This window comes from Streptomyces sp. NPDC007088, from assembly GCF_042869355.1.
In the GTDB taxonomy this organism is placed as follows: Bacteria; Actinomycetota; Actinomycetes; order Streptomycetales; family Streptomycetaceae; genus Streptomyces.
In genome coordinates this window covers 154,217-165,825 of record NZ_JBIAFO010000016.1, presented here as the reverse complement: position 1 = coordinate 165,825, position 11,609 = coordinate 154,217, and the positions used below count along the sequence as shown (strand labels likewise).

General features: G+C 72.5%; 7 protein-coding genes. 2 read left to right on the top strand and 5 right to left on the bottom strand.

Annotated features, from left to right (window positions below; translation table 11 throughout):
• Positions 1–154: 154 nt before the first annotated feature.
• Positions 155–1,366, top strand: coding sequence for an 8-amino-7-oxononanoate synthase (locus tag ACFYMP_RS24075; RefSeq protein WP_388861308.1), 1,212 nt, complete (start codon positions 155–157; stop codon positions 1,364–1,366).
• Positions 1,367–1,561: 195 nt separating this feature from the next.
• Here ACFYMP_RS24075 and ACFYMP_RS24070 read toward each other — a convergent pair whose 3' ends face one another.
• Positions 1,562–3,070, bottom strand: a complete 1,509-nt coding sequence (locus ACFYMP_RS24070) for a hypothetical protein (protein WP_388861305.1) — start codon at positions 3,068–3,070, stop codon at positions 1,562–1,564.
• 1,038 nt (positions 3,071–4,108) lie between these two features.
• Here ACFYMP_RS24070 and ACFYMP_RS24065 point away from each other — a divergent pair.
• Entirely contained in the window at positions 4,109–5,038 is a 930-nt protein-coding gene (locus ACFYMP_RS24065; protein ID WP_388861302.1) for a D-alanyl-D-alanine carboxypeptidase family protein, read from the top strand.
• Positions 5,039–5,224: 186 nt separating this feature from the next.
• Here ACFYMP_RS24065 and ACFYMP_RS24060 read toward each other — a convergent pair whose 3' ends face one another.
• The 4 genes from ACFYMP_RS24060 to ACFYMP_RS24045 all read right to left on the bottom strand — a co-directional run bounded on the left by ACFYMP_RS24060 (position 5,225) and on the right by ACFYMP_RS24045 (position 11,406).
• Entirely contained in the window at positions 5,225–6,706 is a 1,482-nt protein-coding gene (locus ACFYMP_RS24060) for a dihydrolipoamide acetyltransferase family protein (RefSeq protein WP_388861299.1), read from the bottom strand.
• Positions 6,707–6,723: 17 nt separating this feature from the next.
• Complete coding sequence (locus tag ACFYMP_RS24055; RefSeq protein WP_388861341.1) at positions 6,724–7,704, bottom strand: alpha-ketoacid dehydrogenase subunit beta; 981 nt, start codon at positions 7,702–7,704, stop codon at positions 6,724–6,726.
• Between the two features lie 2 nt (positions 7,705–7,706).
• Positions 7,707–9,002 carry a pyruvate dehydrogenase (acetyl-transferring) E1 component subunit alpha gene (pdhA, locus tag ACFYMP_RS24050; protein ID WP_388861296.1) on the bottom strand — a complete coding sequence of 432 codons (1,296 nt, stop codon included), beginning with the start codon at positions 9,000–9,002 and terminating at the stop codon, positions 7,707–7,709.
• 751 nt (positions 9,003–9,753) lie between these two features.
• Entirely contained in the window at positions 9,754–11,406 is a 1,653-nt protein-coding gene (locus ACFYMP_RS24045) for a protein kinase (protein WP_388861293.1), read from the bottom strand.
• Positions 11,407–11,609: the final 203 nt, after the last annotated feature.

Here is an 11,609-nt window from a genome sequence, read left to right as displayed (position 1 = left end):
AGCGCCCTCATCGCGGAGCGATTCGGGCGTTTCGGCAACGCGGCGAGGTGCCGCAGCTGTCGTCGCGCGCCCGCCAGGGATTACGGGACAGCCCTTAGGGAGGGGTTACGGGACAGCCCTTAGGGTCTGTGGGCTGCCTACAAAAGGACCGCTGATGGCCTTCGCCCCGTTCGACTGGATCGACGAGGAGGCGCGCCGCCGCGCGGACGCCGGACTGACCCGTACCCTGCGCCCGCGTTCCGCCGGACCGGAGCCGCTGGACCTGGCCGGCAACGACTACCTCGGCCTCACCCGGCACCCCGAAGTCGTCGCCGCCGCCGTCGAGGCGTCCCGGACCTGGGGCGCGGGGGCGACCGGTTCGCGCCTGGTCACCGGTTCCACGGCGCTGCACGCCGCACTCGAACGCGAACTCGCCGACTTCTGCGGCTTCGAGGCGGCCCTCGTCCTCTCCTCCGGTTACGCGGCCAACCTCGCCGCCCTCACCGCCCTCACCGCGCGCGGCTCCCTGATCGTGTCGGACGCCGGCAACCACGCGTCCGTCGTCGACGGTTGCCGGCTCTCGCGGGCCGGGACCGTCGTCGTCCCGCACGCCGATCCCGAGGCCGTACGCGAGGCCCTGCACGCCCACCGGGGGCGCGCCCTGGCCGTCACCGACTCGGTGTTCTCCGTCGACGGCGACGCCGCTCCGCTGTCCCGGCTGGCCCGCGTCTGCCGGGCCGAGGGCGCCGCCCTGCTCGTCGACGACGCCCACGGCCTGGGCGTGCTCGGCGACGGAGGACGGGGAGCGCTCGCCGCCGCCGGTCTCGCGGGCGGGGACGGGATCGTCGCGACCCTCACCCTCTCCAAGGCCCTGGGCAGCCAGGGCGGGGCGGTCCTCGGACCGGCCCGGGTCGTCGACCACTTGGTCAACACCGCCCGCACCTTCATCTTCGACACCGGCCTCGCGCCCGCCGCCGTGGGCGCCGCCCTCGCGAGCCTGCGGCTGCTGCGCCGGGAACCGGAACGCGCGGGCCGCTCCCGCACGGTCGCCACCGCCCTGTACGAGCGGCTGACGGCGGCCGGCCTGACCGCCGTACGGCCGGACGCGGCCGTGGTCTCCGTCCGGGCGCCCTCCGCCGGGGAGGCGGTGCGCTGGGCGGCCGACTGCCGCGGCGCCGGCCTCGCGGTCGGCTGCTTCCGGCCCCCGTCGGTGCCGGACGGCGTCTCCCGGCTGCGGCTGACGGCGCGGGCCGACCTCACACCGCGGCAGATCGACACGGCGGTACGGACCGTCCTGCGGACCGCGCCGCCCGGCTGCGGCGGCAACGGGGGCGAACCGGAGGAGCCGGGCCCTCGGGGGAGCGGGGCCGCCTCTCCGGCCCTGTAGTCCTCGGCGCTCCGGCCGCCGGCCCTGCCGAGAGGTCGGCCCCTCCCGCACCCGCGCGACGCGCGCGACGACGAGGGGACCACCCACACGACGATCAGACGCGGGGACAAGTTGCCCCGTACGACGATCAGGCGCGGGGGCAAGTCGGCCCCGCACGGCGATCAGACGCATCCACGAGTCGGCCTCGCACGGCGATCAGGCGCGGCGGCGCCTTCGCACCAGGACGTAGCCCGCGAGCCCGGCCAGCACCACCACCGCCGCCACCCCCGTGGGCAGCGCCCAGGAGACTCCGCCGTCCCGGGGCGCCCCCTCCACCTCCACGGCGAGGGGGGCCTTGTCGTTGCCGGGGGTGCGGTCGTACGCCCCGAAGGCCCGCACCGAACCCCGGGCGCCCGGTACGGCCCGGTCGATACGGATACGGAAGGTGTTGAGGGCGCGTTCACCGGGGGCGAGGGGCCCGAACTGGGCGCCGCCCAGGTGGCAGACGAACGTCCGCTCGTCACCGCCGGACTTCTTGGGCCGGTCGCAGCCCCAGTCGACGCGGTCGCCGTCGATCTCGTACGGGATGGAGGTGACGGTCGTCCCCTCGGGCACCGTCACCTCGTAGCGGCCCTCCCTGCCGTCCCCCGGAATTTGGCCGGGCCCCTTGTCCAGCACCCCGAGCGGCAGCTCGACGGTGTCCCCCGCCTTTCCGCGCACGGTCCCGCCGACGGCGGCGTAGTCGACGTGCGAGGTGGTGCGCACGCGGACCTCGGTGCGGGCGTCGTGCGGTGCGGGGAGCTTGTCCTCGTCCGTGTGCTCCAGGGTCAGCGGCGCGCCGTGGCCGCGTTCGGTGAACTCGACGCCCTCCTGCTCGAACGCCGTCCAGCTGGTGCGCTCCTGGTAGCTGATCTCGTACGAGAGGTTCTGGGAGGCCATGTCCCGGTCCGCCTTCGCGGTCAGCGGAACGGAGGTGCGGTACCCGGTGTGCGGCTCGATCCGCCCGGGGAACTCGCACCAGGCGGCGGCCGGGTCCTTCTTCGCGTAGAAGCAGTTGCTGTGCTCACGGGCCAGGGCGGGCGCGTCGCCGTACCCGCGCAGGACGAGCGCGAACCCCTTGTCGGAGCGGAGCCCCGTGGGGTTGGCGAAGGCCGGGGTGAACCGGAAGGAGCTGCCGGGCCGCACGTCGCTCACCTTGAGCCGTTCGCTCTGCACGACGCCGGGCCCGGCGATCCGCACCCGCGTACTGCCGTGCACGGTGGGGGCGTTGTCGGCGGTGAGCGTGTAGCGGACGGTGCCGGACTCCCCGGGCCGCACCCCGTCCTTGCCGCGCACCGCGAACGGGTTCTTCTTCGTGTTCCACTTCAGCTCGGAGCCGTAGGTGCACGTGAAGACGCCGGGGGTGTCGCCGCCGTGGCAGTGCCGGCCGCTGATCCTGCCGACCAGCCCGGTCAGCGAGCGCGCGTCGACCGTGAGCCGTACGTTCCGCGCGGGCGCGGCGCCCTTGCGGGAGACCCGGACGAGCAGCCCGTCGTCCAGCGCGTCGGCGCCCTCGTCGGCGTTGTACAGGGCGTACATCCGGGGCGCGTCCAGTGCGAGCCGGACCTGGGCGTCCTCGGCGCTCCGGGCACTCTCGGCGTGTGCGGGCAGGGACCCGGAGCCCCACACCAGGGCGGCGGCCCCCGCTGCGGCGGCCCATCGGCGCGTGAAAGGACGTATGGCCATGATCAGGAGTCTGCCAAAGGGCTGTGGGGAACGAGAGACCGCCAGGTGAAGGCCGTGCGGGGTGCCCCTGGCCGGGGACCACGGTGCGGGAAGGCGCGCGGTCCTGAGCCGGGCTGGTCGCGACGCCTACGGAAGACGCGCGGTCCTGAGCCGGACCCGGTCGTGAAGCCTGCGGAGGGCGCGCGGCCTCCCGTGCGGGGCCGGGCCGGTGTGCGCTGCCCCCGGCCGCCCCCAGCCGCCCCCAGCTGCCCCCAGCCGCGCGGCCCGGCAGGTACGAGTCGCGCGGCGCCCCGCGCGGCCCGGGAACGATGCCGTCGTACGTAGTGCGCCCCGCGCAGCCCGGGAACGATGCCGTCGTAGTGCGCGGCGAGCGCCTTGAACCGCTGTCTGCGCTCGCGGCGCTCCTTGCCCGGGAACACGCTCGTCACCCCCCTCGGCCTTCGCCGAGAACACGGCCGTCGTCCACCCGTCCACCGCGACCGACGAGGGGTCCGCGCCCCGCGCCACGGCCGGCAGCCCCAGCCGCCTCTCGCGGTGGACGGCCGCCGCTCACTCGCCCCCCGCGCCCCGCTTCACCTCCGTCACCATGGCGGCACCTCGTCACCCGTCGTTCCGCGTCCCCCAAGCGACGTCTTGTCATCAAGTGACACGCACCGCGACGGGGCTCCGGGACGGCAGGCAGACGCCGCGACGGCGGGCGGGTGGGGACGGCGGGGCCTCGCTGCGAGAGCCCGGCGGCGTCCTGGCCCGCGGGGCAGCGCCCGGCACGTGTCCCGACGGCTCGTCTGGTCTCAACCCGCTCGCCCGTCCGTCCCGTTCGGTCGCCTCCTCCGAATCCCCACCCCGTCCTCACACCGGGGGGACGTGGATCCCCGCGCTCCGGGAAGGCGGTCCGAGTGAACGTCAGGACACCGGCGACAACTCGCCGCGTCTACCGTGCAACTCCGCAAACGGCTCAGGAGTCTCAGTCAAGGGCAGCCGTACCGTTCCGGTAACCGGCCGCCCTCCCGCATCTTTCCGCCCATTTCGGAGCGTTCTGTGAATCTCGGTATCAGATCCCGCCGTACCGCGGCCGTCGCCCTCACCACCGGCGCCGTCCTCGTGGCCTCGCCGCTCGCCGGTTCCGCGCAGGCGGCGACCGCGCCCTCGGTCAGCGCGAAGGGCGCGTACCTGCTGGACACCAAGTCCGGCAAGTCGCTGTACAGCAAGGCGGCCGACACGAAGCGCCAGATGGCCAGCACGACGAAGATGATGACGGTGGCCGTCGTCCTGGACACGAAGGGGCTGAACCTCGACAAGAAGGTCACCGTCAAGCAGACGTACCGCGACTACGTCGTCAAGGAGGGCGCGAGCACCGCCGATCTGCGCACCGGCGACAAGCTCACCGTGCGCCAGCTGCTGTACGCGACGATGCTGCCCTCGGGCTGCGACGCGGCCTACGCGCTCGCCGACACCTTCGGCACCGGCTCGACCGTCTCGGCCCGCACCAAGTCGTTCATCTCGAAGATGAACGCGAAGGCCAAGTCGCTCGGCATGAAGAACAGCAAGTACGACTCCTTCGACGGGATCTCCTCGAAGGGCAACAACTACACGACGCCGCGCGACGCCTCGCTGCTCGCTCAGCACGCGCTGAAGAACAGCACCTTCAAGACGGTCGTGAAGACGACGACGAGCAAGCAGAAGGCGACCGCCTCGAACGGAAAGGCGCGCACGTACACCTGGTACAACACCAACAAGCTGCTCGGCTCCTACAAGGGCGCCATCGGCGTCAAGACCGGTACGGGCACCGCCGCCGGGCCCTGCCTCGTGTTCGCCGCGACCCGTAACGGCAAGACCGTCGCCGGGGTGATCCTCAACGACGCCAAGCGGTACGAGGACGCCGCGAAGATCATGGACTACGCGTTCAAGTCGACCAGCGCGAAGAGCATGCAGCTGCGGACGCTCCCGAAGGCCGCGCAGCGCGACTGACCGGCCGAGGGGACGGGCCGGACGGACCCGCCGGGCACCTGACCGGCCCATTGGGGCTAGCCGGAAGCGCCGTCGCCCCCGGACCCGGGGAGGGGCACAGGAGGCCGGTCACCGCGCACGCGGTGACCGGCCTCCTGTGATGTCCCCTCAGGTCAGGCGAGGGCGCCCCTTCGGCAGCCGGCGGCCTCAGCCCCAGGTGATCAGCCGCTTCGGCCGCTCCAGGATCGCGGCGACGTCCGCGAGCACCTTCGAGCCCAGCTCACCGTCGACCAGCCGGTGGTCGAAGGACAGGGCGAGCGTCGTCACCTGACGCGGCTTCACCTTGCCCTTGTGCACCCACGGCTGCGGCTTGATCGCGCCGACCGCGAGGATCGCGGACTCCCCCGGGTTGAGGATCGGCGTACCGGTGTCGACGCCGAAGACACCGACGTTGGTGATCGTCACCGTGCCGCCCTGCATCGCCGCCGGAGACGTACGCCCCTCGCGCGCCGTGGACACCAGCTCGCCCAGCGCCGCCGACAGCTGCGGCAGCGTCATCGCGTCGGCGTCCTTGATGTTCGGCACCAGCAGACCGCGCGGGGTGGCCGCCGCGATACCCAGGTTCACGTAGTGCTTGCGCACGATCTCCTGGTTCGCCTCGTCCCAGGCCGCGTTGACCTCCGGGTTGCGCCTGATCGCGACCAGCAGCGCCTTCGCGATCAGGAGCAGCGGATTGACCCGCAGACCGGCCATGTCCTTGTCGGACTTCAGCTCCTCGACGAGCTTCAGCGTGCGCGTCACGTCCACCGTCACGAACTCGGTGACGTGCGGGGCGGTGAACGCCGAACCGACCATGGCCTGGGCGGTCGCCTTCCGCACCCCCTTGACCGGGACCCGGGTCTCCCGAGCGCCGGCCACCGGGGCGGACGCCTCCGCCGGCGGCCGCGGCGTCTCGTACGGCTCCGGGGCCTCCGGCGCGGTCCCGGCCCGCGGCGCGGACTCCGGTGCGGACGGGGCCGGGGCCGCCGCCGCGTGCACGTCCGCCCGCGTGATGACGCCGTCCGGACCGCTCGCCACGACCCGCGCGAGATCCACGCCGAGGTCCTTCGCGAGCTTGCGCACCGGCGGCTTCGCCAGCGGACGCCCCCCGTCCGCCGCCGCCCCGGCCTGCGGCTCCGGTGCGGCCTGCGGCTCCGCTTCCGTCGGGGTGACGCTGACCGCGACGGCCTGCGTGCCGTTCACCGTCCCGGCCGGAGCCGCGCCCTTGCGCGGCCTGCGCTTCGTCGAGGACTCGGCGACCCCGTAGCCGACGAGGACCGGCGTCCGGACCTTCGGCGCGTCCTCCCCGTCCTCGTTGCCCGGCAGCGGAACGGCGTCGGCCCGCGGTTCCCCGGCGGGCTCCGGCTCCTCGTCCGCGTCCCCGCCCCCGGTGTCCACCGTGATGATCACCTGGCCCACGTCCACCGTCGTGTTCTCGGGGAAGCGCAGCTCACGCACCACCCCGTCGAAGGGGATGGGCAGCTCGACGGCCGCCTTCGCCGTCTCCACCTCGCACACGACCTGTCCGTCCTCGACCGTGTCGCCCGGCTGGACGTACCACTTGAGGATCTCGGCCTCGGTCAGGCCCTCGCCCACATCGGGCATCTTGAACTCGCGGAAGCGAGTCGACTGCTGCGTCATCGTCGTCACGACCCCTCTCCCGTCTCTCAGTACGCCAGCGAGCGGTCGACGGCGTCGAGCACCCGGTCCAGGCCCGGCAGGTACTCGTCCTCCAGCCGCGCCGGCGGGTACGGCGCGTGGTAGCCGCCGACCCGCAGGACCGGGGCCTCCAGGTGGTAGAAGGACCGCTCGGTGATCCGCGCGGCGATCTCCGCGCCCGTACCGAGGAACACCGGCGCCTCGTGCACGACGATCAGCCGGCCCGTCTTCTCCGCCGAACTCTGCACGGTGTCGAAGTCGACGGGTGACATCGAACGCAGGTCCACGACCTCGATCGAGGTGCCCTCCTCCTCGGCCGCCTTCGCCGCCTCCAGGCACACCTTGACCATCGGCCCGTACGCGACGAGCGACACGTCCCGGCCCTCGCGTACGACCCGCGCCCCGTGCAGCGGCGCCGGGATGGCCTCCCGGTCGACCTCCGACCGGTCCCAGTAACGCCGCTTCGGCTCGAAGAAGATCACCGGGTCGTCGCTCTGGATGGCCTGCTGCATCATCCAGTACGCGTCCGAGGCGTTCGAGGGCGAGACCACCTTCAGGCCCGCGACGTGCGCGAACAGCGTCTCCGGGGACTCACTGTGGTGCTCGACCGCGCCGATGCCGCCGCCGTAGGGGATACGGATGACGACGGGCAGCTTGATCTTGCCCAGGGCGCGCGCGTGCATCTTCGCGAGCTGCGTCACGATCTGGTCGTACGCCGGGAAGACGAACCCGTCGAACTGGATCTCCACGACCGGCCGGTAGCCGCGCAGCGCCAGCCCGATCGCGGTGCCGACGATGCCCGACTCGGCGAGCGGGGTGTCGATGACCCGCCTCTCACCGAAGTCCTTCTGGAGCCCGTCGGTGACCCGGAAGACACCGCCGAGCTTGCCCACGTCCTCGCCCATGACGAGGACCTTGGGGTCCGCCTCCATCGCCGTGCGCAGCGACTCGTTGATCGCCTTGGCCAGCGCCAGCTTCTCGACTGCCATGGTCACTTGCCCTCTCCACCGGCGGGAACATCCGCGAACGACGCCTGGTACGCCTGGAACTGCGCGCGCTCCTCGTCCACGAGGGCGTGCCCGTCCGCATAGGCGTTCTCGAAGATCGCCAGCCGGTCCGGGTCGGGCATCGCGCGGATCGCCTCGCGTACCCGGCGCCCCATCGCCTCGCTCTCCTCCTCCAGGTCGGAGAAGAAGCCCTCGTCCGCGTGGCCCCCGGCGAGCAGATGGGTGCGCAGCCGCTCGATCGGGTCCTTCGCCTCCCAGGAGACCCGCTCGTCGTCGGCGCGGTACCTCGTCGGGTCGTCGGAGGTGGTGTGGGCGCCCATGCGGTACGTGAACGCCTCGACCAGCATCGGGCCCTGGCCCGAGCGGATGTGCTCCAGGGCGGCACGGGTGACCGCGAGGACCGCGAGCACGTCGTTGCCGTCCACCCGGACACCGGGGAAGCCGTAGCCGCGGGCGCGCTGGTACAGCGGTACGCGGGTCTGGCGCTCGGTGGGCTCGGAGATCGCCCACTGGTTGTTCTGGCAGAAGAAGAGGGTCGGCGCGTTGTAGACCGCCGAGAAGGTGAACGCCTCCGCCACGTCGCCCTGGCTGGAGGCGCCGTCCCCGAAGTAGGCCACGACCGCCGAGTCGGCGCCGTCCAGGCCGACCCCCATCGCGTACCCGGTCGCGTGCAGCGCCTGCGAGCCGATCACGATCGTGTACAGGTGGAAGTTGTTGCTGTTGGGGTCCCAGCCGCCGTTGTTCACGCCGCGGAACATGCCCAGCAGCAGGGTCGGGTCGACCCCGCGGCACCAGGCGACACCGTGTTCGCGGTAGGTCGGGAAGACGTAGTCGTCCTCGCGCAGCGCGCGCCCGGAACCGATCTGCGCGGCCTCCTGGCCCAGCAGCGAGGGCCACAGCCCCAGCTCGCCCTGGCGCTGGAGCGAGGTCGCCTCCGAGTCGAAACGGCGGGTCAGGACCATGTCGCGGTACAGCCCGCGCAGCTCCTCGGACGTGATGCCCTCGACGAACCGGTCGTACTCGGGGTTCGCGATCCGCTCGCCCTCGGGGGTGAGCAGCTGGATCGGCTGGTCCGGGTCCACGGCGGGCTCCGGCGCCACGGCCGCCCCGCTCTTCGCCCGGCCGCTCTGCGCCGAGACGCTCTTGCGGGTGCGGGAGGTGCTCGCCTTCGCGTTCGTGGCGGCCGCCGTCCTCGCGCCGGTGGAGCGGCGGGCGGGGGCCTTCGCGTCGGTCTTCGCCGGCGCGGCGGCGGCTTTCACCGGCGCCTTCTTGGCAGTCACGTGTGTTCCTCCGTCGGTCCGGCCTCCGGGATCTTCCGGAAGCTGGTCATCCCTCTGCCCCTGAGAGACAGGAAGAGAAGGCTCGCCTGCTCCCTCCCGCGCACGGGGTGGGTGCGGCTCGGCCGGGAACAGGCGTGACAAGTGCCCCGGTGAGCCCCTGCACGATGCACGTTACCCAGTGGTCCACAGATCCGCATAACCCCTCTGACCTGCAATTTTGCTTGGATTTCCAAGTAAAACGAGGGAGAGCGGACGCCGATTCGGGAACACCTACAGGTCACAGCCTCGCAGGGGGCCGGAACACCGGCACGTTATCCCGCCCACCCCGGGCACGGGAAGAGTCCGTGGCCGGCACTCCGCGCGAACGCCCGGACCACCCGAAGCGGGGCGATCCGGGCACGGGGGCGAACCGGGCACGGGGGCGTGCCCACCGGTCGGCAGTCGGGCCGTCGGGCGGGCGGGCGCGGCGCCCAGCACGTTCAGGTAGCCCTCACCGGCGGCCTCCCTGGCACGCGGACGCCGGCCCCTCGCGCGGATCTCCGACGAGGGTCACGCCGGCACCGGACGGGCCGGGGCGCGAGGGGCGAGGCGGCGAGTACGCGTAGGCCCTCGTACTGGGCGGTCGCCCGCCTCGGGCAGCCCGAGACGTTTCACGTGAAACGTCTTCTCCTGCGGCCCGCGGTGTTTCACGTGAAACATTCCCCGGACCACCGATAGGCCCGAAGGGTGATGTTTCACGTGAAACATCACCTCACTGGGGCTGCCCGTCCCCGCCCTGCACTCCGCCGTTGGTGAGAGCCCCACCGGGGTCCTCTCCCGCGCCGCCGACGTCACCGCCGGGATCCGTCGGCTGAGACGGCTCCGTGGGCTGGCTGGGCGGCGGGGACTGCTGATCGCCGCCGTTGCCCCCGTTGTCACCGGTGCCGCCCTGCGACTCCGTCGGGTCGGGTTCCTCGGGGGCTTCCTCGGAGGTGCTCGGCGTCGGCTTCGACTGCTGACCCGTACCGGGGGGCTGATTGGACCGCCAGCCGGAATGGCCGCCGCCGTTCCCACCGGAGCCGTCACCCGGGGCCACGTCCGTGCTGGTGTCCTCGGTGCCCTCGGAGGGCTCCTTGGACTTCTTCTCCTTCTTGTGCGTCTGGGAGTGGCTGACCGAGGGCGTCGGGCTCTCCTTGGGGGTGCCGCCCTTGTCGTCGTCCCCTCCGAGCTTCAGGGCGAAGGCCACTCCGGCCACGACCGCGACCACGGCGAGAGCCGCGACAAGCCACATGCGGCCACGCCCCCGGCCGGGGCCGCGCGATCCCGGGCCGCCCTCGAAGCCGCCGTCGTCACCCGGCGGGCGCAGCATCGTCTGCTGCGGGATCTGCGCGGTGCCGCTGCCGAAGGCCATCGTGGCGGAGCCGTTCACCGGCTGGGCCTCGGCGGACGCGACGTCGATCTGCCCGGTGTTCCACATCCCGCCCGTGAAGCCGCCCTGCTCGTGCAGCATCTGGAGGGCGTACTGGACGAGGCCGCGCATCTCCTCGGCACTCTGGAACCGGTCGTCCGGGTCCTTGGCCAGCGCCCGCAGCACGAGCCCGTCCAGCTCCGGCGGGCACACGTCGGCCATCCGGGAGGGCGGCACCGGCGGGTCCTGGACGTGCTGGTAGACCACGGAGAGCGGGGTCTCCCCGGTGAACGGGGGCCGCAGCGCGAGAAGTTCGTAGAGCAGGCAACCGGTCGCGTAGAGATCGCTGCGGTGGTCGACGGCCTTGCCGAGCGCCTGCTCGGGGGAGAGGTACTGCGGGGTGCCCATGACCATGCCGGTCTGGGTCATCGTGGACTGCGCGCCGTGCAACGCGCGGGCGATGCCGAAGTCCATGACCTTGACCGCGCCCGAGTTCGTGATGATCACGTTGGCGGGCTTGATGTCACGGTGCACGATGCCGTGCTGATGCGAGTAGGCCAGCGCCTCCAGCACCCCGGCGACGATGATCAATGCCTGGTCGGGGCCCGGCGCTTCGGCGCTCAGCAGCAGCTCACGGATGGTGCGGCCCTCGACCAGCTCCATCACCATGTAGGGGACGACGTTGCGTCCGACGACGTCCTCACCGGAGTCGTAGACCGCCACGACGGCATGGTGGTTGAGGCCCGCGACGGACTGGGCCTCGCGGGTGAAGCGGGCCTTGGAGGTCGGGTCCTCGGCGAGATCGGAGCGCAGCAGTTTGACGGCGACGGTACGGCCGAGCCGTACGTCCTCGGCCGCGAAGACCTCCGCCATGCCACCGCGTCCCAGGCGGTGTGTGAGCCGGTAACGGCCGTCACCGACCAGTCCGCCGTCGCCCCACAACTCCGGCGCGTCTGACATGCCGCCGCCAGTCGCCTCGGGGTCGGACGGGCCCTGAGCGCGCTGCGTCTGTGCCATCGGTCCTCGCCGTCGTTTCTGTCCGCGGTCCGCGCGGTGGTTGTCACGGTCCTCCGTCGCCACGCTACAGCCTCTGCACGACACGACGGTCCGGGAAGGACCGGCCATCAAACCCGCCGGGGACATCGGTACGCAAATCCCCGCCGGGCTCCCGTGTGCCCACTGTCACGCTTTCGCGAAGCTTCTTGCGCGTACGGTCACGA

Coding starts and splice junctions, on each gene's coding strand:
- ACFYMP_RS24075 (WP_388861308.1), top strand. CDS start 155: ATGGCCTTCGCCCCGTTCGACTGGATCGACGAGGAGGCGCGCCGCCGC.
- ACFYMP_RS24045 (WP_388861293.1), bottom strand. CDS start 11,406: ATGGCACAGACGCAGCGCGCTCAGGGCCCGTCCGACCCCGAGGCGACT.
- ACFYMP_RS24070 (WP_388861305.1), bottom strand. CDS start 3,070: ATGGCCATACGTCCTTTCACGCGCCGATGGGCCGCCGCAGCGGGGGCC.
- ACFYMP_RS24055 (WP_388861341.1), bottom strand. CDS start 7,704: ATGGCAGTCGAGAAGCTGGCGCTGGCCAAGGCGATCAACGAGTCGCTG.